This window comes from Allobosea sp. 117, assembly GCF_000702305.1.
In the GTDB taxonomy this organism is placed as follows: Bacteria; Pseudomonadota; Alphaproteobacteria; order Rhizobiales; family Xanthobacteraceae; genus Ancylobacter.
On record NZ_JNLC01000010.1, the window covers coordinates 224067 to 248638 of the forward strand.

Annotated in this window: 13 protein-coding genes; 8 read left to right on the forward strand and 5 right to left on the reverse strand. The window is 70.5% G+C overall.

Annotation, left to right across the window (positions count from 1 at the left end):
- Nucleotides 1–4 precede the first annotated feature (4 nt).
- From U742_RS0103105 to U742_RS0103120, 4 genes are read left to right on the forward strand one after another with little or no spacing between them, the layout of a single operon-like run.
- Nucleotides 5–835: a sulfatase-like hydrolase/transferase gene (locus tag U742_RS0103105; RefSeq protein ID WP_029349946.1), complete on the forward strand. Its 831-nt coding sequence runs from the start codon at nt 5–7 to the stop codon at nt 833–835.
- A 40-nt stretch (nt 836–875) separates the two neighbouring features.
- Entirely contained in the window at nt 876–1487 is a 612-nt protein-coding gene (locus tag U742_RS0103110; protein ID WP_029349948.1) for a hypothetical protein, read from the forward strand.
- Between the two features lie 51 nt (nt 1488–1538).
- The gene (locus U742_RS0103115; RefSeq protein ID WP_029349950.1) at nt 1539–9857 is read left to right on the forward strand and encodes a type I polyketide synthase; all 8319 of its coding nucleotides are present in this window, start codon (nt 1539–1541) and stop codon (nt 9855–9857) included.
- Nucleotides 9858–9870: 13 nt separating this feature from the next.
- Nucleotides 9871–14751, forward strand: coding sequence for a type I polyketide synthase (locus U742_RS0103120; RefSeq protein WP_029349951.1), 4881 nt, complete (start codon nt 9871–9873; stop codon nt 14749–14751).
- Nucleotides 14752–14785: 34 nt separating this feature from the next.
- Here U742_RS0103120 and U742_RS0103125 read toward each other — a convergent pair whose 3' ends face one another.
- Together U742_RS0103125 and U742_RS0103130 are read right to left on the reverse strand one after the other, a co-directional pair.
- Nucleotides 14786–16165 carry a hypothetical protein gene (locus U742_RS0103125; RefSeq protein ID WP_051660809.1) on the reverse strand — a complete coding sequence of 460 codons (1380 nt, stop codon included), beginning with the start codon at nt 16163–16165 and terminating at the stop codon, nt 14786–14788.
- A 2-nt stretch (nt 16166–16167) separates the two neighbouring features.
- Nucleotides 16168–17070: a sulfotransferase family protein gene (locus U742_RS0103130; protein WP_051660810.1), complete on the reverse strand. Its 903-nt coding sequence runs from the start codon at nt 17068–17070 to the stop codon at nt 16168–16170.
- A 258-nt stretch (nt 17071–17328) separates the two neighbouring features.
- Between U742_RS0103130 and cysQ the strand changes: the two genes are divergently transcribed.
- The 3 genes from cysQ (at nt 17329) to cysN (ending at nt 21071) form a co-directional block, all read left to right on the forward strand.
- Nucleotides 17329–18171 carry a 3'(2'),5'-bisphosphate nucleotidase CysQ gene (cysQ, locus tag U742_RS0103135; RefSeq protein ID WP_051660811.1) on the forward strand — a complete coding sequence of 281 codons (843 nt, stop codon included), beginning with the start codon at nt 17329–17331 and terminating at the stop codon, nt 18169–18171.
- Nucleotides 18172–18267: 96 nt separating this feature from the next.
- Nucleotides 18268–19176: a sulfate adenylyltransferase subunit CysD gene (gene cysD / locus U742_RS0103140; RefSeq protein ID WP_081852792.1), complete on the forward strand. Its 909-nt coding sequence runs from the start codon at nt 18268–18270 to the stop codon at nt 19174–19176.
- The gene (cysN, locus tag U742_RS0103145; protein WP_029349962.1) at nt 19176–21071 is read left to right on the forward strand and encodes a sulfate adenylyltransferase subunit CysN; all 1896 of its coding nucleotides are present in this window, start codon (nt 19176–19178) and stop codon (nt 21069–21071) included. Before cysD ends, cysN begins: the two co-directional genes overlap by 1 nt.
- A 16-nt stretch (nt 21072–21087) precedes the next feature.
- Here cysN and U742_RS0103150 read toward each other — a convergent pair whose 3' ends face one another.
- Nucleotides 21088–21702, reverse strand: a complete 615-nt coding sequence (locus U742_RS0103150; protein ID WP_029349964.1) for a carbonic anhydrase — start codon at nt 21700–21702, stop codon at nt 21088–21090.
- A gap of 139 nt (nt 21703–21841) precedes the next feature.
- On the opposite strand from U742_RS0103150, the gene U742_RS0103155 reads away from it, so the two are divergent.
- Nucleotides 21842–22756, forward strand: a complete 915-nt coding sequence (locus U742_RS0103155) for an MBL fold metallo-hydrolase (protein ID WP_029349966.1) — start codon at nt 21842–21844, stop codon at nt 22754–22756.
- A gap of 16 nt (nt 22757–22772) precedes the next feature.
- On the opposite strand, the gene U742_RS0103160 is transcribed toward U742_RS0103155, so the two are convergent.
- Both U742_RS0103160 and U742_RS0103165 read right to left on the reverse strand, forming a co-directional pair.
- Nucleotides 22773–23558 (reverse strand): DUF1499 domain-containing protein, encoded by a 786-nt coding sequence (locus U742_RS0103160; protein WP_029349968.1) that lies wholly within the window; start codon nt 23556–23558, stop codon nt 22773–22775.
- Nucleotides 23555–24280 (reverse strand): HAD family hydrolase, encoded by a 726-nt coding sequence (locus U742_RS0103165; protein ID WP_029349970.1) that lies wholly within the window; start codon nt 24278–24280, stop codon nt 23555–23557. The genes U742_RS0103160 and U742_RS0103165 overlap by 4 nt, the downstream gene beginning before the upstream one ends.
- Nucleotides 24281–24572 lie beyond the last annotated feature (292 nt).

Sequence of the window (24572 nt, forward strand, 5' to 3'; positions counted from 1 at the left end):
TCTCATGCCCCGCAATCTCGTCGTCATGATCCTCGATAGCTGTCGCTATGACAGCTTCATCCGCGCCAAGGCGAAGAACTTCCGCCGCCTCGGCGAGGTCGAGCAGCGCTGGTCCTACGCCTCGTGGACCGCGCCGTCGCACTATTCCTATCTGATGGGACTGGTGCCGCACCGCTCGCCGCAGCACGTCTATGCCTCCGAGGTCTACAAGAAGGACTTCTCGAGCTGGGTCGACCGGCTCGACATCCCGGATCTCGGCTTCAACAAGTTCATTCCCCAGCTCTCGCTGGCGAAGGTGCTGAGCGACCACGGCTATATCTGCCGGGCCAAGGTCTCGATGCCGGTGCTGAACGGCTTCACCCTGCTCAACAAGTTCTTCGCCGACTACAAGCTGATGTCGAACCACAACGACTTCGCCGGCATGGTGAAGGAGATCGAGTTCACCGGCGACAAGCCGTACTTCTATTTCCTCAACCTCGGCGAGACGCATTACCCCTACATGCTCGACGGCTCTAAGATGCCGCACATCTCCGGCGTGCACGGCGCGGTGAAGCAGCTCGCGGCCAGCGGCGACGGCGGCGGGCGCATCGCCAAGGAGGACGAGTTCTTCGATTCCGACGCGCTGCGCGAGCTGCACGAGCAGCAGATCCGCTGCGTCGACTATGTGGACGAGGTGTTCGGCACACTGATCGATAAGGCGCCGCCGGACACCTATTTCGTCGTCATGGCCGATCACGGCGAGGCCTTTGGCGAGGGCGGCTATTTCGGCCATGGGCCGGTGATGCACGAGAAGGTGTTCGAGGTTCCCTTCGTGGAAGGGCTGCGCCCGTCCTGACGGGTGGCGTGAGCAGGGTAGGAACGGGGGCAGGCGCGCGATGAGCGAAAGCGACGAGAGGCTGCTGGCGAAGCTCGCCGAGCTGAAGCGGCGCCGGCTGGAAGGGCCTGGCGCAGCGCAGCCGGCGGGCGGCATCCGTCGCGGCCTCGACGGCGCCGGGAACGCGGGCGGCGGCCGGCGCGGCGCCTTCCTGCGCGAGCTCCTGAAGGAGCGCGGCGAGGGCGGCAAGGCCGACGGTGCCGGCGGCAAGCGCGGCGAGGTGCTCCGGCGCATCCTGGAGCGCCGCGCGGCGGAGGAGGGCGGCGAGGCGGGCGAGCGGCCGCTGGCGCGCCTCATCCAGCGCCGGCTGGACGAGCGCGGCGAGGCGGCGGGGGCCGTGAACACGGCGATGAGCCCGGCCGAGAGCGCCGCCGCGATCGAGCGGCTGGAACAGCTCGTCAGCCGTCTGGAAGGGCGTCTGGCGGAGCTCGACGGCAAATCGTCGGGCGGCAAATCGTCGGAGGACGAGCCGAACGCCGGTACCGGCGAATGGCCGTCGGAGGAGCTGCCGGCGCCGGAGCCGGCAGCGCAGGTGAACAGGGCCGAGCCGCGCACCGGCGCGGCCGAGCGTATCGCCGCGCGGCGCCGTGCCGACGCGGCCAACAAGAAATGACGGAACCATGATGGCACGGGGCGGGGCAGAGGATCAGGGAACGGAGCGATCATGGAACTGAGCGTCCAGATCATTGCCCTCACGCCGGCCGGCCTGCCGGACCCCTCCATCGCACTCGCCGCCAGCCGCGCCGGATTTCTCGGCGTGGTGAATGGCGAGATCGGCCCGTTGCCGGTCGCCGCCGTCGAGGCGCTGGCGGCCAGGGTACGCGGCGATTTCGGCCTGAAGATACCCGCTCTCGACGCCCCCGCGCTGGCGCTGATCGAGGCGCAGGCGCCGGGCGGCCTGCGCTGGGTGATTCTCGACGCGGATGCGGTGCTGGCCGATCCCTCGGCGATCGCGCGGCTCGCGGCGCTCGGCGTGCAAACGCTGGTCGAGGTCATCGTCTGGGACGACCGGCTGGCGACGCTCGAAGGCCATGCGGGCCTCGTGGTGAAGGGCCATGAGGCGGGCGGACGCGTCGGCGAGGAGACCGGCTTCATCCTGCTTCAGAAGGCGCTCGCCCGGCAGGCCGCCCCCGTGCATGTGCGCGGCGGCGTCGGCCTGCACGGTGCCGCCGCGGTGATGGCCGCCGGCGCTGCCGGCGTGGTGCTCGACGACCAGCTCCTGCTGCTGAAGGAATCCCCGCTCGGTCCGGCCGCACGCGCGGCGCTCGCCGGCCTGACCGGCCTCGAGACCGCGCTGATCGGCCCGGACGAAATCCGCTGGCGCGTCTTCGAGAAGCCGGGCTTCCGGCACCTGCGCCAGCTCCGCAAGACGCTCGCCGGCCAGACCTCCACGGAGATGGAGCCGGTCCTCGACGCCGCCTTCGGCTGGGCCGACCCGCAGAAGGACGTGATGCCGATCGGGCAGGGCGTCGCCTTCGCCGAGCCCTTCGCGAAGAGCTACGGCACCGTCGGCCGGCTCGCCCAGGCGATCCTCGCCGAGGCGGCCAGCCGCCCCGCACTGGCGGCGAAGCTCAATCCCTTCGGCCCCGAGCAGGGCGTCGCCGTCTCGCACGGCACGAAATATCCGATCGTGCAGGGGCCGATGACCCGCGTCAGCGACGTCGCCGGCTTCGCGCAGGCGGTCGGCGAGGCGGGCGGCCTGCCCATGCTGGCGCTCGCGCTGATGCGGCCCGAGCAGGTCGAGAAGCTGCTCGCCGAGACCGCCGAGCGGCTGCACGGCAAGCCGTGGGGCGTCGGCCTGCTCGGCTTCGCGCCGGCCGAGCTGATCGCCGGCCAGATGGCGGTGGCCCGCAGGCACGCGCCGCGCTTCGCGCTGATCGCCGGCGGCCGCCCCGATCAGGCGCAGGAGCTCGAAGCCGAGGGGGTGGCGACCTATCTCCACGTGCCCTCGCCGCGCCTGCTCACCATGTTCCTCGATCAGGGCGCGAAGCGCTTCGTCTTCGAGGGCCGCGAATGCGGCGGCCATGTCGGCCCGCTCTCCAGCCTCGTGCTGTGGGACGTGATGGTCTCGACCCTGCTCGCCCATGTGCGCGATCCCGAGGTCGCCTCCCGCATCCATGTGCTGTTCGCCGGCGGCATCCACGATGCGCGTTCCTCCGCCATCATCTCGGCGCTCGCCGCGCCGCTGGTGGCGCTCGGCGTCAAGGTCGGCGTGCTGATGGGCTCGGCGTACCTCTTCACCCGCGAGATCGTCGACAGCGGCGCCATCATGAAGGGCTTCCAGGAGGAAGCGCTCTCCTGCGAGAAGACGGTGACGCTGGAGACCGGCCCCGGCCATGCCAGCCGCGCCACGCTCAGCCCCTTCGCCGAGCATTTCTTCGCCCGCCGCCGCGAGATGGAGGCGGAAGGCCGCTCGCCGGACGAGATCCGCGAGGAGCTGGAATCCTTCACCCTCGGCCGCCTGCGCGTCGCCTCCAAGGGCACCGAGCGCGTCGGGCCGGAGGGCACGCTGAAGAAGGTGCCGGCGGCGCGCCAGAAGCGCGACGGCATGTTCATGATCGGGCAGGTGGCGACGCTGCGCGACGAGGTGGTGTCGGTCGCCGACATCCATCACGCGGTCAGCGAGGGCGCCCACGCGCTGCTGGAAGGCGCGCCGGTGCGCGCCTCGGTCACCGAGCGGGCGAAGCCGAAGCCGGTCGACATCGCCATCATCGGCCTCGGCGGCGTGTTCCCCAAGGCGGGGAGCGTGCGCGACTACTGGGAGAACATCCTCGAGCGCGTCGACGCCATCACCGAGATTCCGCCGCACCGCTGGGATTGGCGGCTCTATTTCGACGAGGATCGCAGCGCGCCGGACAAGATCTATTCGCGCTGGGGCGGCTTCCTCGACGACGTCCTGTTCGATCCGATGCGCTACGGCATCCCGCCCAAGGCGATCACCTCGCTCGACCCGCTCCAGCTCATGACGCTGGAGGTGGTGCGCGCCTGCCTGAACGACGCGGGACTTGAGGGCATCGACGCCTCGCGCGAGCGCGTCTCGCTGATCCTCGGCGCCTCGGGCGGCGCCGGCGACGTCGGCGCTCAATATGCGGTGCGCTCGGAGATGCCGCGCTTCCTCGGCGAGCTCGACGGCGACGCGGCCGCGCGCCTGCCGAGCTGGACCGAGGACACCTTCGCCGGCATCCTGCTCAACGTCGCCGCCGGCCGCGCGGCGAACCGCTTCGACATGGGCGGCGTCAACTTCACCGTGGACGCCGCCTGCGCTTCGTCGCTCGCCGCCGTCTATCAGGCGGTGCTGGAGCTGGAGACCGGCCGCTCCGACCTCGTGCTGGCCGGCGGCGTCGACACCGTGCAGGGGCCGTTCGGCTATCTCTGCTTCTCCAAGACGCAGGCGCTCTCCCCGCGCGGGCGCTGCTCGACCTTCGATACCTCAGCGGACGGCATCGTCATCTCCGAGGGCATCGCCATGGTGGCGCTGAAGCGCCTTGCCGATGCCGAGCGCGACGGCGACCGCGTCTATGCGGTGCTCAAGGGCGCCGGCGGGTCGAGCGACGGCCATGCCCGCTCAATGACCGCCCCGCACCCGGACGGCCAGATCCGCGCCATGCGCCGCGCCTATGAGATGGCCGGCTATTCGCCCGCCACCGTCGGCCTGTTCGAGGCGCACGGCACCGGCACGGTGGCCGGCGACGCCGCCGAGCTCGAGACCGTCACCCGGCTGCTCGGCGAGGCAGGCGGCGGCCCGCGCCAGAGCGCCATCGGCTCGGTGAAGACGCTGATCGGCCACACCAAGGCGTGCGCCGGCGTCGCCGGCCTCATCAAGGCGACGCTCGCCACCCATTACGGCGTGCTGCCGCCGCATGGCCGGGTGAAAACGCCGAACGCCAAGTTCACCGACCCGAACTCGCCGCTCTATCTGCTCAGCGAGCCCGAGCCGTGGGTCACTCAAGGAGAGACCCCGCGCCGCGCTTCGGTGAGCGCCTTCGGCTTCGGCGGCACCAATTTCCACCTGACGCTGGAAGCCTATGACGAGGCGCCGCAGGAGGCCGCGCAGCAGCGCTGGCCGCACGAGCTGCTCGTCTGGCGCGGCGCCGACCGCGCGGCACTCGCGGGCGCCATCCGCGCCACCGCCGAGAAGCTCGCGGCAGGCGACGCGCCCGAGCTGCGCGACCTCGCCTTCACGCTGGCCGAGAGCGCGCCGGCGCAGGGCATCGCCGCGACGCTGGTGGTCTCGCGCGCCGATCAGGTGGCCGAGCGCGTCGCCGCATTGGCCGCGCATGTGGAAGGCGCCGGCGCGCTGCCGCCCGGCGCCGCCTTCTCGCCCGAGCCGCTGCTGGCCGGCGGGGGCAAGCTCGCCTTCGTCTTCCCCGGCCAGGGCTCGCAATATCCCGGCATGCTGCGCCAGACCGCGATGATCTTCCCGGAGATGCGCGACGTTCTCGGCCATGCCGACACGCTGCTCGCCGCCGAGATGGGCGCGGCGGGCGTTCCGGCCGGCCGCATCACCCGCGCCATCTTCCCGGCCGGCGCCTATGACGAGGCGGCTCAGGCGGCCGCGCTGAAGGAGCTGACCCGCACCGACATCGCCCAGCCGGCGCTCGGCGCGGTGGAGGCCGGCCTGCTGCGCGTCCTGCAGGGCTTCGGCGTGAGGCCCGACATGGCCGCCGGCCATTCCTATGGCGAGTTGGTGGCGCTCCACGCCGCCGGCGCCTTCGATCTCGACGGCCTCCTGAAGGCGTCGGCCGCGCGCGGGCGCTGCATGGTCGAGGCCGCCGCCGGCGGCGATCTCGGTACCATGCTGGCGGTGCGCGACGAGCGCGGGCGCACCGAGGCGGCGGTCGCCGGCATTGCCGATCTCGTGGTCGCCAACCACAACGCGCCGCAGCAGACCATCCTCTCCGGCACCCGCGAGGCGATCGCGGCGGCGCATGCGAAGCTCGACGAGGCCGGCATAAAGAACCAGCCGATCGCGGTCGGCGCCGCCTTCCACTCGCCCATCGTCGCCCCGGCGCGCGACGGGCTGGCGGCCTTCCTCGAAACCGTGCCCTTCGCCGCGCCCGGCCTGCCGGTCTTCGCCAATTCCACCGCCGGGCAATATCCGGACGATGTTGCGGCAGCTAAAGGCGTGCTGGCCGAGCAGCTTGTGCGCAGCGTCGAGTTCGTCGCCGAGGTCGAGGCGATGTATGCGGAAGGCGCGCGCGTCTTCCTCACCGTCGGACCGAAGGGCGTGCACGCCACCATGGTGCGCCAGATCCTCGACGGCCGCCCGCACCGGGCCATCGCGACCGACGACGAGGCCGGCGGCCTGCAGGGCCTGCTGATGGCGCTCGGCGGCCTGATCGCCGAGGGCGCCGCCCTCGATCTCGCCCGCCTCTGGGAAGGGCGCGATGCCCGCCGGCTCGACGCGAAGACGCTGGCGCCCGCCGCCCGCGCGCCCGAACCGGGCAAGCACATGTGGTGGCTGAACGGCTCCGGCGTCCGCCGGGTCGGCCAGCCCCTCGCCAAGCCTCTGACGGTCGAGGACGTCGCTGCCCGCGCCGCCGCCCCCGCCGTCCTGTACGAGCCGTCGGCACTCATGCCGGCGCCCGCCTCACCGCCGCAGGCCGCCGTGAATGGCGACGCGCGGCGGCCAACCATGGGACCCCGCAAGATGGATACGGGAGGACGAAGGACCGTGAGCGACGCCGATACACCTCCAGGAGAGGGCTATCACGAGGTGCCGGCGAACGGCGACGTGATGAGCGAATTCCAGATCACCATGCAGCGCTTCCTGCAGACGCAGGAAAGCGTGCTGCTGGCCTATCTCGGTGCCGGAGCCCCGGCGCAGGCCCGCGCCGCGCGCCCCGCCCCGGTGCTGGTGCCGGCCCGCGCCCCGGCGCCGCTGCCGCGCCCGCTCGCGCGTCCGGCGCCGGCGCCCGCCCGGCCCGAAGTAAACGGCTCGGCGCCGATCACCGTGCCGGCCTCGGTGGTGGCGCCGCCCGCGCCGGTACCGGCACCGGTCGCCGCCAAGGGCAACGGCAACGGCCACGCCGTGACCGCCGCCCCGGCCCCGGCTCCCGCTCCCGCGCCGGCTGCAGCCGTTCCCACGCTCGGCCGCGAGGCGCTGCTCGACATGCTGCTCGGCATGGTGGAGGAGCGCACCGGCTATCCCCGCGACATGCTCGGCCTCGACCAGAAGCTCGAAGCCGATCTCGGCATCGACTCGATCAAGCGGGTCGAGATCGTCGGCGCGCTGGTGAAGACGCTGCCGGCCGGCGCCGTCGCCTCGACCGACGGCCTCGGCGAGAAGCTCAACGCCTGCAAGACGCTGAGCGGGATGATCGAGTGCCTCGAAGGCGCGGTCCTTGCCAATGGCGCGCCGGCATCGGGCGCCGAGGGGAGCGCGCCGCGCCCTTTTGATCGTGCCGGGACGGACACCAGCGCCACCAATGTGGCAAGCGCCCGTCCGCCCCGGTTCGTCGTCAAGGCGCATGCTGAAGAACTCGGGGCCGTGCCGGCTGATCTGCCGGCCGGCCTCTATCTGATAACGAAGGACGGCACCGGCCTCGCCGAAGTGCTTGCCGCGCGCATTGCGGCGGCTGGCGGCGAGCCGGCCCTCATCGACCCCGCCGCCGGCGCCGATGCGCCGGTGCCGGAGGGCAAGCCGGTGCGCGGCCTTGTCCATCTCGCTCCGCTTGCCAGCCCGGTATTGCCGGCCGGCGAGGCGCTGGCCCGCTGGCGCGATGAGATCGCCCGCAACGAGGCGCTGCCGCACCGCCTGCTGAAGCGCTTCGGCGCCGAGCTTTCCGACGGCGGCCGGGTGCTGATCGTCTCCGGCCTTGGCGGCGCTTTCGGGCGCGGCGCTTCCCAAGGCACCGCAACTCTCGGAATCGCGCTGCAGGGCGGCGGTCCCGGCCTCGCCAAGTCGGCGCAGGAGGAATGGCCCGCCGCCATGGTGAAGGCGGTCGACCTCGATCCGGCGCTGGCAACTGAAGTGAACGCCACGCTGCTGTTCGGCGAGCTCGCCGCCAATGCCGGACGCCGCGAGGTCGGCTATCCGGCCGGCCGCCGCACCGTGTTCCGCACCGAGGCGGTCGAGCTGTCCGGCCCGTCGCTTCGCCCGATCGAGGACGGGGCCGTCATCCTCGCCACTGGCGGGGCGCGCGGCATCACCGCCGAGACGCTGCGCCCGCTGGCGAAGCCCGGCGTGACACTGGTGCTGGTCGGCCGCACGCCGCTGCCCGGCCCGGAGGACGCCGCCTTTGCGGGCGCGAAGACCCCGGCCGAGCTGCGCGGCGTCTTGATCGCCCGCGCCCGTGCGGCGGGCACCCTGCCCAGGCCCGCCGAGCTGGAGCGCGAGGTGCAGGCGCTGCTGCGCGACCGCGAGATCCGCGCCAACCTTTCGGACCTGACCGCCGCCGGCGCCAAGGTCTCCTACCGCATCTGCGACGTCAGCGATCCGAAGGCCGCCGGCGATCTGGTCTCGGGCCTCCTCAAGGAGTTCGGCCGGCTCGACGGCGTGCTGCACGGCGCCGGCGTCATCGAGGACAAGCTGATCGTCGACAAGGATCCGGCGAGCTGGAACCGCGTGGTCGAGACCAAGGCGCTGAGCGCCCTCGCGCTGGCCGCCGCGCTCGATCCGGACAAGCTGCGCTTCTTCGTGCTGTTCGGCTCGGTCGCCGGCCGCTACGGCAATTCCGGCCAGAGCGACTACGCCGCCGCCAATGAATTACTGAACCGCCTCGCCGCCCAGCTCCGCGCGCTGTGGCCGGCCTCGGTGAAGCTCGCCGTGCTGAACTGGGGCCCCTGGCTCGGCACCCGGCACGGACCGGGCATGGTCTCCGAGGAGACCCGCCGCAAGTTCGAGGCGAAGGGCGTCGGGCTGGTGCCGCCGGAAGGCGGCGCGCTCGCCTGCGCCGCCGAGATCCTGAAAGGTCCGCTGGGCGACGTCGAGATCGTCATCGGCGAGGGGCCGTGGGAGCGCCACGAGCAGGATATGGCCCGGCAGCAGGTCGCCCGGCAGCAGGTCGCGCCTGCAACGCCGGTTGCAACAGCCGATGCAACGAAGTCAAAAAACTTTACCAGCGCCCCGATCGACCTCGCCGGCCCGTTGGCGCATCTGGCTTTGCTGGCCGGGGCAAGCATGGGCGCCGGCGAGCGCGGTGGCCGGCTGTTCCGCCGCACCCTCTCTGTCGCGCATGATCTCTATCTCGACCAGCACCGCATCGACGGCGTGCCGGTGCTGCCCGCCGCCGTGGCGCTGGAGATCGCCGCCGAGGCCGCGGCCGCCACCTGGCCGGGCTGGCAGGTCGCCGAGGTTTCCGAGCTGCGCCTGCTCTCCGGGCTGAAATTCGAGGACGACGCGGCGCGCGACCTCGAGATCCACGTGCTCGGCAGCGAGCATGGCGACGCCGCCGGGTTCCAGGCTTCCGTCGAGCTGCGCTCGCCGAACGGCCGCCCGCATTACCGCGTCGCGCTCAAGATCGCCGACGCCCTGCCCGCCGCCGAGCCGCTCGGCTGGTCGCTGACGCCTGCGACCGCTGCGATCGGCGCCCGCGAGGCCTACCGCGACCTCTTGTTCCACGGCCCCTGCTTCCAGGCGATGACGGTGCTGGCCGGGCTCGACGGCAGCGGCATCCTCGCCGACATCCGCGGCAGCGCGCCGGCCGATTTCGTCGCAGGTGCCGCGCCGGGCGCGCAATGGCTGTTCGACCCGGCCCTCGTCGACACCGCCGCCCAGCTCGCCTGGGTGTGGTCCTGCGTCGCCCGCGATGCCGCCGCTTTGCCGAACCGCTTCGGCCGGGTGCGTCGCTTCAGCGGCGCCGGCGCCCCCCGGCGGATGCTGTTCGCCCTGCAGCCGGACCTGCCCGAGCATCAGGTCGCCGCCGATGTCGCGGTGCTGGATGCCGACGGCCTGCCGCTGTTCGTCATCGAGGAGCTGGAGAGCACCGCCAATGCGGCGCTGAACCGGCTGCGCGGCTATGCCGGCGAGATCCGGCTCTGAACGGACGACTTCCATGCTGATGCAACCGCCGAAATCGGACCGCGAACCGGATGCCGGGGACATCGCCATCGTCGGCGTCGCCTGCGCCTTTCCGGGCTCCGAGGGGCCGGACGCCTTCTTCCGCGCGATCCTCGCCGGTGAGGAGAAAATCCGCCAGCCTGAGGCCGACTGGGATGCCGCGCGCTATCTCGCCAGCGCCGGCACCACCCGCATCACCACCGCCGCCGGCGGCTATCTCGGCGACCTGTTCCGCTTCGATCCGGCCGAGCTCGGCCTCATGCCGTCCTCGGTGGATGGCAGCGAGCCGGACCAGTTCCTAGCGCTGAAGGCGGCGCGCGACGCGCTCGCCGATGCCGGCTATCTCGGCGAGGGGCATGATCATACCAATAGCGGCATCATCCTCGGCCACTCGACCTATCTGCACCGCGGCAACGCCAATGTCGTGCAGCACGGCATCGTCGTCGACCAGACGCTGGCGCTCATCCGCGAGCTGATCCCGGAAGCCGGCGACGCGGCGGTCGAGACGCTGAAGCAGGCGCTGCTGGCGAAACTGCCGCCCTTCAACGCCGACATCGCGCCCGGCCTCGTGCCCAACGTGATGACCGGGCGCATCGCCAACAAGCTCGATCTGCGCGGGCCGAACTACATCATCGACGCCGCCTGCGCCTCGTCCCTGCTCGCGGTGAACATCGCCATGGAGGAGCTGCGTTCGGGCCGTTCCGACCTGATGCTGGCCGGCGGCGTGAACGCCTCGATCCCGGCCGAGGTGTACATGGTGTTCACCCAGCTCGGCGCCCTGTCGAAGCGCTCGCACGTGCGTACCTTCGACGCCGAGGCCGACGGCACGCTGCTCGGCGAGGGCCTCGGCATCGTCGTGCTGAAGCGGCTGTCCGACGCGCTCGCCTCCGGCGACAAGATCTATGCGGTGATCAAGGCGGTCGGCCAGTCCAGCGACGGCAAGGGCTCGGGCCTGCTGGCGCCGCGCCTCGAAGGCGAGATCCTCGCCATCCGTCGCGCGCTGGAGGATGCAGGCGTGGCGCCGTCCACCATCGGCCTCGTCGAGGCGCACGGCACCGGAATACCACTCGGCGACCGCACCGAGATCTCGGCGCTGCGCGAGGTGTTCGGCGCCCGCCTCGAAGGCCTGCCGCGCACCGCGCTCGGCGCGGTTAAGTCGATGATCGGCCATTGCATTCCGGCGGCCGGCATGGCCGGGCTGATCAAGACGGCGATGGCGCTGCGCCACAAGGTGCTGCCGCCGACCCTGTGCAAGAACGTCAATCCCGAGCTCGGCATCGAGACCACCCGGCTCTACGTGAATACCGCCGCCCGGCCGTGGATCCAGCCGATGGGCACGCCGCGCCGCGCCGCTGTGAACGCCTTCGGCTTCGGTGGCATCAACTCGCACGCCATCCTTGAAGAGGCGCCGGCCACCGGCCCCGCGCCGCGTCCGCATCATTTGCCGGCTGAGCTCATCGTGCTCGCCGCCGACACCACCGCCGCGCTGGCCGGCGCGATCGATGCGCTGCTCGCCGGCCTCGAAGGCCCGCTGGCGGATGCCTCGCTCGCCTCCATCGGCGCGGCGCTTGCCGAGCGCGCGGTCGGCGCCGGTCCGGCGCGACTTGCCCTCGTCGCCGCCGACAAGGCGGAGCTGCGCGATCGCCTGAGCAAGGCCCGCGATCGCATCGCGAGCGGGCGCGTCAGCCTCAACGGCCGCTCCGGCTATTTCTCGGCCGATGCGCCGGTGGAGGGCAAGCTCGCCTTCGTCTTCCCCGGCGAGGGCGCGCAATATCAGGGCATGCTCGCCGAGGCGCTGGCCGCCTTCCCCGAGGCGCGCGAATGGTTCGACTTCTGGGACGGGCTGTTCGGCGATGCGCGCGGCTTCCGGCCGAGCGACTGCGTGTTCCCGCCGCCGACCACGCTCGACCCCGCCTGGTCCGAGCGGCTGCGCCACGAGCTCTTCGGTATCGAGCTCGGCTCGGAATCGGTTTTCCTCGCCAGCCAGGCGATGTTCGACGTCACCCGCCTCCTCGGGCTGGAGCCCGACGCCATGCTCGGCCATTCCAGCGGCGAGCACAGTGCCCTGCGCGCGGCCGGCGTGCTCGGGGCCGGGGGCTGGCTGGAGCTCGAACACAACATCCGCGACCTGAACCGCCTCTACAAGGAAATGGCCGGGGCGGGCGACATTGAGGGCGGCGCGCTGCTCACCGTCGGGGCGGTGCCGCGTGAGCGCACGCTGGCGCTGGCGGATGGCGAGGCGGTGCATCTCGCGCTCGACAATTGCCACCAGCAGACCGTGCTCTATGGCGAGCGTCCGAAGCTGGAGGCGATCGCCGGGGAGCTCGGCCGCGAGGGTGGGCTGTGCGCCTTCCTGCCCTTCGACCGGCCCTATCATACCCCGCTGTTCGGCCCGGTCGCCGAGGTGGTGGAGAACGCCTATCAGGGCATGGAGTTCAAGCCGGCGAGCGTGCCGCTCTATTCCTGCGCCACCGCCGCGCCGATGCCGGAGACGCCCGAGGCGATCCGTGCGCTCGCCGCCGAGCAGTGGCGCTCGCGGGTGCGCTTCACCGAGACCATCGAGCGCATGTATGCGGACGGCTTCCGCATCTTCGTGGAGGTCGGCCCGTCGGCGAACCTCACCGGCTTCATCGACAACATCCTACAGGGCATGCCGGACAAGGGCGCGAGCGCCATGGCGGTCGCGCTCGACAGCCGGCGCCGCCCACATCTGTCCACCATGCTCGGCGCCTTCGGCCGGCTCTGGGCGGCGGGCCGCGGCATCGATATCGGCGCGCTCTATGCCCGGCGCGGCATCATGCCGGCCGATCTCGACGCCGCCCGCGCCCCGGCGAAGCGCCAGCGGGTGTTCCCCAACACGCTGGCGATGATCCGCTTTTCGCCCGAGGAGGCGGCGGATCTGCGCGCTGCGCTGCGCCCCGGCGGGGGTGTGCCTGAGGCACTGAAGGATACAGCGCCCGGAGCCGTCGCGCCGGAACCCGTTCCCGCCGCTCCGACCCATGCCGTTGTCGAAGCCGAGGTTCCGCCCGTCGCCACGCCGGCCGAATCTGTGCCGTCGGCCGATGTCGACGCGGTGATGTTCAATCACTTCGCGCTGATGCAGCAGTTCCTCGATACGCAGGCGCAGGTGATGTCCGCCGTCGCCGGAGGTTCGCCTGCGGGCGCTGCGCAGTTCGGCCCCACTTCAGCGACCTATGCGGAGCCGTCGGCGCCGCAGCCCTTCCCCTTCCTGCACCATGTGCTCTCCGAGGAGCCGGGACGGCTGATCGCCGGCTGCGATCTCGACGCCGCGCAGGACATCTTCCTGCAGCACCACATCCTCTATTCGCCGCACGTCTCCGATCTCGACCCGGAGCTCACCGCTCTGCCGGTGGTCCCGCTGGCGGTGAGCCTCGAAATGCTGGCCGAGGTCGCCGCCGCGCTCGACGGCGCCGGCGCCGTCCCGGTGCGGCTCGAAAAGGTGCGTGCGCACAACTGGATAGCGCTCGACGACGGCGTCCGCAGCCTCGTCATGACCGCGACGGCGTTGCCGGACGCCGAGCCCGGCGAGCGCCGCTATGCCGCCAGCGTCGCCGATCCCGATGGTGCGCCGCTGATCGACGCGGAGGTGATCTTCGCCGACGCGCCCGCCGCCATCGCCGGCCTCGCGCCGCTGGTCGAGCGTCGCGTGCCGAGCCGGCGCGACGACGAGCTCTACGCCACCGGCATGTTCCATGGTCCGCTCTTCCAGAGCATGAGCGGGCTTCTCGCCTGGGACGACAGCGGCATCGACGCCCGCCTTGCCGGAACGCCGCTGCACGGCTTCTTCCGTGAGGGCGAGCCCTCCGGGCTGCTGATCAACCCGGTGCTGCTGGACGCCATCGGCCAGCTCACCGCCTATTGGATCGACCAGGGGCCGGGCAGCGACTTCTCGTCCTTCCCCTCGCGCATCGAGCGCATCGATCTCGTCGACGCCGGCTGCGAGGATACGGAAGGCGGGCGCATCAGCGGCCGGCTCGCCTTCGAGCCGGGCGAGGGCGGCACCCGCTATCTCACCGGCGATTTCGTCGCCTATGGACCGGATGGAGCGCCGCTGTTCCGCGCCACCGGCTGGCGCGACCGCTTCTTCGACGTGCCGCCGCGCTTCTATGTGGCGCGCTGGCAGCCGCGCGAGGTCTTCTACGGCGACGAGGTGAGCGGGCTGTTCGCGCCCGGTGCCCTACCGGAGGGCGCGGTGCTCTGGCATGTGCCGGCCTTTCCGGCAGGCTTCCTCGACGATGCCGGCGGCATATGGCGGCGTGTGCTCGCCTACACCGTGCTCTCCGCCGAGGAGCGGGAACACTTCGCCACCCTGCCGCCCAATCCGCGCCGCCGCGACGACTGGCTGGTCGGCCGCCTCGCGCTGAAGGAGGCGGTGCGTGCCTTCCTCGAACGCGAGACCGGCACGCTGCTGCTGCCGGCCGACATCGTCATCCGCACGACGGAGGACGGCCGTCCCTTCGTGGCGATGGAGGGACTGGAACTGTTCGGCGCGGCGCCGGAGGTCTCGCTCGCCCATGTCGCCGGCCGTGCACTCGCCATCGCCGCGCCGGCCGGCACCGCCGTGGGCGTCGATCTGGAGCTTGCCGGGCGCGTCGAGCCGGCCGATCTCGCCGCCGGTGGCTTCTCGCCGGGCGAGCGCGCGCTGTTGGCCGAGGGCGATCTGCTGCGCGCCTGGTGCGCCAAGGAGGCGGCTGCGAAATGCCTCGGCACCGGGCTCGATGGCGCGCCGCAAGCCTTCACCGTCACCGCCCTGTCGAACGGTGTCGCGCTGGTCGACGGTCCCGGCGCTGCCGGCGGCATGCCGGTCGCGCTGACGGAGATGGACGACGCGGTTCTGGCGGTGGCGTGCCTCTGATCGGGCAGGTGATTCCACCTGATCGGAAAGGGTTCTAGCGTGCGCCGAGCAGGACCTCGAACCCCCGGCGGTCCGGCAGGTCGAGCTTCCGGTCGCGCAGCCGCGCCATGATGGTCAGCAACTGCATCTGGTTGCAGGTCCCGAGCAGCAGGCCCTGCGAGGTCGAGACCAGCGTGCGCAGGCCGACATCGGCGGGATTGCCGCCGCCGTCCTCCAGCACCAGCGTCCACTGTTCGCCGTCCTCGCTCGCCCAGAGCTGATAGCCGCCGAAGATGTCCTCCGCGCCGATCTCGATCGCGCGGAACGCCTCCCACTGGTGCGTGCCGAGATAGAGCACGCCGTCATGGACGGCGAGGCTCCACACCATGGCGTTGAACGGATCGTCGAGGCCCGCCCCGAGCATGGAGAGCGGCACTTTCAGCCCCTGCGGGGTGAAGCGCGGCCGGCCGGCGACAAGATCCCAGCTTCCGTCTGGCCAGATGCGGATCAGTTCGCACGCGGCGGGACCGATGTCGTAGACGCGGTCGTGCCCGAAGCCGGTGACGCCGCAGCCGACATAGAGCGCGCCCTCGAACTCGGCCATGGCCGAGGCGGCGAGGTTCTGGTTGTAGCCATAGGCGCCATTGTCGACGACGCGGGTCCATTCGAACGGCGCCTCGCCTTCCGCTTTGGTGCGCCAGACTTCGAAGCCGCGCTCGGGATTGACGGTGCCGGCATAGAGATAGCCGTGCGCCGGGCAGAGCGTCGCGACTGCAACATTTGCAACATCGCCGAAACCCGGCAGCGCGGCGGGCGTCCATGTGCCGGAGGCTGGATCGTCCGACACATAGAGCGCCGCCTCGGGGGGCACGTTGCGGTCGATCGTGCCCTCGCTCACCCGGCCGGCGGCGGCCGCGAAGAGCCGCCCGCTATGTACGGTCAGCGCCTGGAAGGAATAGACCGCCGGGTTGCCCATGCCGGGCTCGGTCACGGGTGCGAAGCTCTCGCCGTCCTCCGAGCGCAGCACCGTGCCACCCGAGAGCGACATTGTCGCCACATAGAGCGCCGGCTCGGCGTCGCTCGCGCCCTGGAAGATGGCCATCGAGCGATAGCCGGTCTCCGTCGGCCGCGGCCCCGGAGCTTCCTCCTTCTCGCCGCCCCGCTTGAGCAGGCGCGCGAATTCCTGCGGGAACTGCACGTCGGTCGGTGCGCTGCCATCCCCGGCGGCGAGCGGCGATTCATGCACGACCCGCCATTCGCCGTCCTGCAGCCGCAGGACGCGCGGAGCATCATCGGGGCTACGCGCATTCGCGCTCGACGTGCCGAGATAGAGATGGCCGCGGAACTCGGCCATGGCATAGGCCATGTTGAGGCCGGGCCGGCCGAGCCCGCCGCGCGCGATGCGCCTGAAATTGCCGGCCTGAAGCATGGGCATGTTCAGGCGTATCCGAGCTGCTTGGCGAGCCGGATGGTCTTCGGCCGGAACCCGTCGCCGGTGCGCCAGGACAGTTCGCCCACCAGGCTCGGCTCCTTGAGCCGGGCGAGGCGGGCCATGTCGACCTTGGGGTCCTGCAGGAAGTTCGGATCATTGCCGCCCGGTGCGTTCGCCGGTCCCAGCCGGGCATAGGGCGAATCCTCGGGATGCATCATCGCCGCGATGGCCTCGGCGTCGCTCCGTATGCCGAGCCACTCGCAGAGCTGCGGCAGGAAAACGTCGAGCTGGGACATCATCAGCTCGCCCTTCACCCGCATGCACTGGCCGAGCGGCAGCGGGTCGGTGAGCGCCACCGCCATCTCATGGCTGTTCCGCCACATCCGCTCGGGGTCCAGCCGCTGGGCGTCGGTGACGAGCTGATCGAAGAATTTCAGGCTCTTGTCGGTCTTGCGCAGGGTGATCAGCGATTCCCCCATGCCGCGCGGATGCCGGATCAGATGCAGAATGTTGGCGTTCGGGTACACCCGCAGCAGCCGTTCGAGGTGATCCCGGCGGAACAGCGTGCTCGGGCTCTTGTCGATCAGGATGCGGTCGCCGACGAGCTCTTGGATGTGATCGAACAGCCGGCGCACCGGCCAGCTCGGCCGCGCGGTGATCCATTCCTTGGCAAGGATGACGGCCTCTTCCGTCTGCTCGCCGCTGTGGAGCTGCGCCAGCGTCCGGCAGATGCCGTGGAAGCCTGAGCTGCGGAAGAAGGTCGAGCCGTACCAGATCTCGCCGATCGTGTCGGCGAGGAACAGGTTCAGCTCCGGCAGCCCGTAGCATTGCGGGTGCTGGCCGAGCATGCCGCAGACGATGGAGGAATAGGACCGGGGCGGGCAGAGGATGAACAGCGGCTCCGGCATCGTCTCCCCCCGGCTGACGCGGTCGGCGGCAGCCCATCCGCAGCGTCGCGCGACGAACCCCGATCTCCGCATGAAGGGGGCCTTGCGTGGCGCGGCAGAATGCTTATCACCGCCCGCGCGGCAAGGACAATAGGTTGTCCCGCGCCGCCCTCACCACCGCGAGGGCTGTCCGGCGCGCGCTCTACACGCTGCGGATGTTGCACTGCATTGCGTTCGGTTATATTGCCCCGTTGGGCGGAAGAACACGGTACGAGCGGAATGAGCATCCCGATAGCGGTCGGGCCTGAGCTGTTGCGGTTGGCGGAGCTGTCGATCCGGGCCGGCGAGGTCATTCTCGACATATATGCCTCCGATTTTACCGTTACCCGCAAGGCGGACTGCTCGCCGGTGACGGAGGCCGACCAGCGGGCCGAAGCTATCATCCTCGAAGGGTTGCGCGAGATTGCGCCCGATCTGCCGGTGATCGCCGAGGAGGAGGCCGCCGCCGGGCGCCTCCCCGAGATCGGTTCGCGCTTCTTCCTCGTCGATCCACTCGACGGCACGCGGGAATTCCTCGCCCGCAACGGCGAGTTCACCGTCAACATCGCGCGGATCGAGGACGGCGTCGCGGTGGCGGGCGTGGTCTATGCCCCCGCCCTCGGCGTGCTCTATGCGGGCGCCGCCGGCACGGCCTTCAAGGCGCGGATCGCGGATGGGGCGCTAACGGATATCCGCCCGATTGCCGTGCGACACGCGCCGGAGGCGATCGTGGCCATAGGAAGCCGCTCGCACGGCTCCTCGGAAACCGCCGCGTGGCTCGCCCGCTACGGCGAGGTGTCCTTCACCTCGGCGGGCTCGTCGCTGAAGTTCTGCCTCGTCGCCGAGGGCGCCGCGGACATCTATCCGCGGCTCGGCCGCACGATGGAGTGGGACACGGCGGCGGGCGATGCGGTGCTGAGGGCGGCGGGTGGCATCGTCACCCGTCTCGACGGCCGCCCGCTCCTCTATGGAAAGAGCGTCCAGAGCGAGGACGCGCCCTTCGCCAATCCGCATTTCGTGGCGTTCGGCGATCGGCGCCTTCTCGCCGCGGCTTCCGGCGCGCTCAGCACGGCGCCGGCATGACCTTGCGGACCCCGAACTAGGAAATTACCTGCGAACGGCTTCTCCCGCCCCGCGGCGGGACGGAGCCGGGTGTTTCGCCGAGCAAGAGGTGACGGCGTGTCGGCTGATCGTATGACCCACTTAAGGCGGCTCGAGGCCGAGTCGATCCACATCATCCGCGAGGTCGCGGCGGAATTCTCCAAGCCGGTGATGCTCTATTCCATCGGCAAGGACTCGGCGGTGATGCTGCACCTCGCGGTGAAGGCGTTCTATCCGTCCAAGCCGCCCTTCCCGCTGATGCACATCGACACCACCTGGAAGTTCCGCGAGATGATCGCCTTCCGCGACCGGATGGCGAAGGACCTCGGCTTCGAGCTGCTGGTGCACACCAATCAGGCCGGCGTCGCGCAGGGCATCAACCCCTTCGACCACGGCTCCTCGCTCTACACCAACGTGATGAAGACCGAGGCTCTGAAGGAGGCGCTGACGCTGCACGGCTTCGATGCGGCGTTCGGCGGGGCGCGGCGCGACGAGGAAAAGAGCCGCGCCAAGGAGCGCGTCTTCTCCTTCCGCACGCAGAACCATGCCTGGGACCCGAAGAGCCAGCGCCCGGAGCTGTGGAACCTCTACAACACGCGGGTGAAGCCGGGCGAGTCGATCCGCGTCTTCCCGCTGTCCAACTGGACCGAGCTCGACATCTGGCAGTACATCCTCGCTGAGCGCATTCCCATCGTGCCGCTCTATTTCGCGGCGAAGCGCCCGGTGGTCTGGCGCGGCGGCCAGATGATCATGGTCGACGACGGGCGGCTGAAGCTGGAGCCGGGCGAGGTGCCGGAGGAGCGCATGGTGCGCTTTCGCACGCTCGGCTGCTATCCGCTCACCGCCGCCATCGACAGCGACGCCGATACGCTGGAAGCCATCGTGCGCGAGATGCTGATCGCCCGCACCTCCGAGCGCGCCGGCCGTCTCATCGACCATGACGAGGCCGCCTCGATGGAGAAGAAGAAGCGCGAGGGATATTTCTGATGACCATGCCCGCGGAAGCCGAAGCCTTCGCCGACTATCTCGTCGCGCATGAGCACAAGAGCCTGCTGCGCTTCCTCACCTGCGGCAGCGTCGACGACGGCAAGTCGACCCTGATCGGCCGGCTGCTCTACGACACCAAGCTCCTGTTCGAGGACCAGCTCGCCACGCTCTCGAACGATTCGCGCAAGCACGGCACGGTCGGTGACGATCTCGATTTCGCACTGCTGGTCGACGGCCTCGCTGCCGAGCGCGAGCAGGGCATCACCATCGACGTCGCCTATCGCTTCTTCGCCACCGACAAGCGCAAGTTCATCGTCGCCGACACGCCCGGCCACGAGCAGTACACGCGCAACATGGCGACCGGCGCCTCGAATTCCGATCTGGCCGTCATCCTCGTCGACGCCCGGCAAGGCATCCTGACTCAGACCCGCCGGCACTCCTTCATCGTCTCGCTGCTGGGCATCCGCCATGTGGTGCTGGCGGTGAACAAGATCGACCTCGTCGGCTATTCGCAGGAGCGTTTCGAAGAGATCGTCCGCGACTATCAGGCCTTCGCCAAGGATTTCGGCTTCGAGAGCTTCCTCGCCGTGCCGCTCTCCGCGCGCTATGGCGACAACGTGCTGGAGCCGAGCCCGCACACGCCGTGGTATGGCGGGCCGACGCTGGTCGAGTATCTGGAGAGCGTGCCGGTCGAGGACGACGCGCTGGCGCGCCCCTTCCGCATGCCGGTGCAGTGGGTGAACCGCCCCAACCTCGATTTCCGCGGCTTTGCCGGCACCATCGTGAGCGGCTCGGTGCGCCCCGGCGACATCGTCGCGGTGGCGAATTCCGGTCGCACCACCCGCGTCAAGGCGATCGTCACCAAGGACGGCAATCTGCGCGAGGCCGGCGCCGGCGAGGCGGTGACCCTGACCCTTGAGGACGAGGTCGACATCTCGCGCGGCGACATCCTCGCCGCCGCCGAAGCCCGCCCCGAGGTCTCCGACCAGTTCGCCGCGCATCTCATCTGGATGCATGACGATCACCTGTTGCCGGGCCGGCCCTATCTCATCAAGATCGGCACCCGCACGGTCAGCGCCAGCGTCACCGAGATCAAACACAAGGTCGACGTCAACAGCTTCCAGAAGCTGGCGGCCAAGCAGCTCGAGCTGAACGAGGTCGGCGTCGTCAACCTCGCCACCCAGCAGCCGATCGCCTTCGATCCGTTCGCGCAGGTGCCGCAGACCGGCGCCTTCATCGTCATCGACCGGATGAGCAACCTCACTGTCGGCGCCGGCATGATCGATTTCGGCCTGCGCCGCGCGACCAACGTGCACTGGCAGGCGCTGGAGGTGTCGAAGGCCTCGCGCGCCGCGATGAAGTTCCAGAAGCCGGTCATCCTGTGGTTCACCGGCCTGTCGGGCTCCGGCAAGTCGACCGTCGCCAATCTCGTTGAGAAGAAGCTCAACGCGACCGGCAAGCACACCTACATGCTGGACGGCGACAATGTGCGCCACGGCCTCAACAAGGACCTCGGCTTCACCGAGGCCGATCGCGTGGAGAACATCCGCCGCGTCGCCGAGACCGCCAAGCTGTTCGTCGATGCCGGGCTGATCGTGCTCACCTCTTTCATCTCGCCCTTCCGCGCCGAGCGGCGCCTTGCTCGCGAATTGATGGAGGACGGCGAATTCATCGAGGTGTTCGTCGACACGCCGCTGGAGATCGCCGAGCAGCGCGACCCGAAGGGGCTCTACAAGCGTGCCCGTGCCGGCCAGATCAAGAACTTCACCGGCATCGACAGCCCCTATGAGCCGCCGGAGCACGCCGAGATCCACCTCGACGCCGGTCATCGCGCGGCCGAGGAGCTGGCCGACGAAATCGTCGGCTATCTCTCGGCGCGCGGCTATCTCGGCTGAGCCGGGCGGGCCGGCGTCAGGCCGGCCCGAAGGTCCCGTCGGGCTTCAGGCGTTCCAGCACGCCGGTCGCCACCGCGAAATAGGCGCCGGCGAGTTCGAGGCGGCCGTCCTCGGTCCGCTCCCGGATCCACGGGAAGGTCTCGAGGTTCTTCAGCGACAGCTTCACGCAGCCATATTCGGCGATGCTGCGCTGCTCCTCGGGATCGTCGCTGAGGTTGCGGGCGATGCTGCGCACCGGATCGGCGAGATGGATCCAGTCGGCGAGGAAATCCTGCGCGGCGCTCGGTACGCCGTCGATCAGCGCGCGGGCGCCGCCGCACAGCGCGTGGCCCATGACCACGATCCGTTTCACCTCCAGCACCCGCACGGCGAATTCGATCGCCGCGCTGGTGCCGTGATGCGCGTGGTCCGGCGAGGTGTAGGGCGGCACGAGGTTGGCGACGTTGCGCACGACGAACAGCTCGCCGGGGCCGGCGTCGAAGATCATGGACGGATCGACGCGGCTGTCCGAGCAGGCGATGATGAGTGTCTGCGGCTTCTGTCCGCGCGCGGCGAGCTTCTCGAACAGCGCCTTGCGTTCCGGCCACGAGGTCTCGCGAAACCGGCGATAGCCGTCCAGCAACGTATCCATGTGTTCTCCCGGCACTCCCTTGAGCCGCAGAAGCGCTCCAACTCCTGCGGAACATGCTGGCGCAGCATTGCCTCGGGCAACGCTGCGCTGCAACCATGATCGGCTCGACGGCGCCGAACGGGTAGGCTAGAGCCCACCTATGGCCGACGACATTCCCTTCGACCGCCAGTTCGACGCGACCCCCGGCGTGGCCGAGCGGGTGAGGGCAGGGGTGCGCCGCGTGCTCGCGGACAATCCCGGCCCGTTCACCTTCACCGGCACCTGCAGCTACATACTCGGTGAAGGCGAGGTCGCCATCATCGATCCGGGCCCGGACGACGCGCGGCATGTCGCCGCTCTGCTTGATGCGGTGCGCGGCGAGACGGTGACCCACATCTTCGTCACCCATACCCACCGCGACCATGTCGGCGCGCTCGAAGCGCTGCGCGCGGCGACCGACGCGCCGGTCCATGCCGAAGGCCCGCACCGTCCGGCACGGCCGCTGCGCATGGGCGAGGTCAATCCGCTCGACGCCAGCGGCGATCGCGATTTCCGTCCCGATGTCCGTCTCGCCGACGGCGATGTGGTGGAGGGGCGTGGCTGGGCGCTGCGCGCGGTGGCGACGCCGGGCCACACCGCCAATCACATGGCCTTCGCCATCGAAGGCACCGACACGCTGTTCGTCGGCGATCACGTGATGGCCTGGTCGACCAGCATCGTCGCCCCGCCGGACGGTGCGATGAGCGACTACATGGACTCGCTGCGCAAGCTGCGCGCGCGCCCCGAGACGCTCTATCTGCCTGGCCACGGTGGGCCGGTGCGCGATGCCCACGCCTTCGTCGAGCGCTATCTGCGCCATCGCGAGGCGCGGGAGACGGCGATCCTGCGCGCCCTGTCGCGCGGGCCGATGCACATCCCGGAGATCGTGCGCTCGATCTATATCGGCCTCGACCCCCGCCTCGCCGGCGCGGCCGGCCTGTCGACGCTGGCGCATCTCGAGGACTTGGTGGCGCGGGGGGCGGTGGTGACGGAAGGCGGCGTGGCGGCGCTCGACGGCGAGTTCGCGCTGGGCTGAGGCGACGGGAGGGAGCTTAGCGCCGCGGCCGGCCGCGCTCCTCGGCGAGGTCGGCGAGCAGCGAGTCGATGCGCCGCGCATTCGAGCCGAAATCCCGCTCGCCATGCCGCGAGACCGAGCGCATGTCGACCCGCACGCCGCTCTCGGTCGGCCGCACGCGGATCACGATGTCCTCGCGCAGCCCGAAGGGCAGGCCGCGCGCCACCGCCTCGATGCGGCCCTCCCTCAGCCCGCCGCGCGGCGGCGTGGCGCCGATGACGTGCCATTTGCGGCGGGTGACCAGCGAGACCAGCGAGTTGTAGATCTCGTCCGGGGTCGCATCGAACTCGATCGGCTTGATGCCCGGATAGGCGTCCTGCTGCTGCCGGGTGACCTCGCCGCCGGCATAGTCGAGCGGGTTGGCCGCGCGCGAGCGGGCGAAGCCCAGCGCCCGGAAGGTGGGCGGGTCCTCGACGTCGGTGGTGACGTCATGGATGGCCGGCAGCCGCAGGCCGAGCGCCGCGATCGCCGCCGGCGGCGCCAGCATGAAGGCGGCGAGCACCGCCGCGCCGATCACCCGGCCGAGGCCCTTGAGCCCGACGTTCCAGATCACGATGAAGGCGGCCAGCGCCAGCAGCAGCGCCAGCGCGGAGAGCCCGAGCCCCGCCAGCACCGTGCGGATCGCCGCCTCGAAGTCGAGTGTCTCGGTCCAGTACAGCGCGACGCCGAGCACCGTCACGGGGATGGCGAAGACGGCTGTGCGCAGGCTCCACACCGCGAGCTGCGACATGCGCTCCTCGATATAGAGGCGGCGGCGTATCACGGCACCGCCTCCGTGTGTTCGGCGTCGATGACCAGCCGCGCCAGCGCCTCGACATCGTCGACCACGAGGTCGGCCTCGTCGATGAGATGGTCGATCGGAGCGACGCCCGTGCGCACCAGGATCGCCCTCGCCCCCGCCGCCCTGGCGCAGGCGAGGTCGTGGTCGGTGTCGCCGACCAGCCCGATCTCGCCGGGGGCAAAGCCCGTCTGCCGCGCGAAGGCCTCGACCATGCCGGGGCTGGGCTTCGGCCCATGGCCCGAGTCATAGCCGTAGATCGCGTCGAGAAACGGCGTGATTCCAAGTAGTTCGGCCTGCAGCCGGCCGTTCGCCTCGACATCGTTGGTGGCCATGCCGAGCCTCAGGCCACTCGCATGCAGCCGGGCCAGCGTCTGCGCCGGCCGGCCGATGGGGGTGAGGAAGCGCCTGCCCTCCTCAAGGAAAAGGAGGTCGATCTCGGCCAGCAGTTCGCCGTCCACCGGGCGGCCCAGCACCTCACCCCAGATCGGCGCATATTGCGCCGACGAGCCCGCAAGCAGCGGCGAGGTCGGCAGGAAACGCCGCTCCTCGCGCAGATAGTGGCAGGCCAGGTCCAGTCGCCGCTGCGCCTGCACGTCGCCCCGGCAGATGCGCCGGATAACCTCGCCCGCCGCCGGTCCCCATGTGCGGTCGAAATCGACGAGCGTGCCGTCCTTGTCGAACAGAAGGGCGCGAAGCGCGTTCACGATGGGGTCGGTCCGGGTTGGGAGCGGCGTCGAGGGCCTGATAGCATGAAATGAAGGGCGCTCCCATCGTCGCATTTATCGGCGTCGGAGAGGTGCCCGTCGGGGAGGAGCAAGCCTTTGGCAGGAAGGCATATTTCCGCGGCGTCGCGGATCGGTTCGAAAGCCTTTCCGGTACGGGTGATTCTCGCCTCGATGCTGGTTGCCGGCCTCCTATTGCCGCTACGGTCGATCCCGGCGTCGGCGCAGTCGGGCGCCGCGGGCGTGGCACGCCAGCTCGACAAGGCGGGCGAGG

Coding starts and splice junctions, on each gene's coding strand:
- U742_RS0103105 (WP_029349946.1), top strand. CDS start 5: ATGCCCCGCAATCTCGTCGTCATGATCCTCGATAGCTGTCGCTATGAC.
- U742_RS0103110 (WP_029349948.1), top strand. CDS start 876: ATGAGCGAAAGCGACGAGAGGCTGCTGGCGAAGCTCGCCGAGCTGAAG.
- U742_RS0103115 (WP_029349950.1), top strand. CDS start 1,539: ATGGAACTGAGCGTCCAGATCATTGCCCTCACGCCGGCCGGCCTGCCG.
- U742_RS0103120 (WP_029349951.1), top strand. CDS start 9,871: ATGCTGATGCAACCGCCGAAATCGGACCGCGAACCGGATGCCGGGGAC.
- U742_RS0103125 (WP_051660809.1), bottom strand. CDS start 16,165: ATGCCCATGCTTCAGGCCGGCAATTTCAGGCGCATCGCGCGCGGCGGG.
- U742_RS0103130 (WP_051660810.1), bottom strand. CDS start 17,070: ATGCCGGAGCCGCTGTTCATCCTCTGCCCGCCCCGGTCCTATTCCTCC.
- cysQ (WP_051660811.1), top strand. CDS start 17,329: ATGAGCATCCCGATAGCGGTCGGGCCTGAGCTGTTGCGGTTGGCGGAG.
- cysN (WP_029349962.1), top strand. CDS start 19,176: ATGACCATGCCCGCGGAAGCCGAAGCCTTCGCCGACTATCTCGTCGCG.
- U742_RS0103150 (WP_029349964.1), bottom strand. CDS start 21,702: ATGGATACGTTGCTGGACGGCTATCGCCGGTTTCGCGAGACCTCGTGG.
- U742_RS0103155 (WP_029349966.1), top strand. CDS start 21,842: ATGGCCGACGACATTCCCTTCGACCGCCAGTTCGACGCGACCCCCGGC.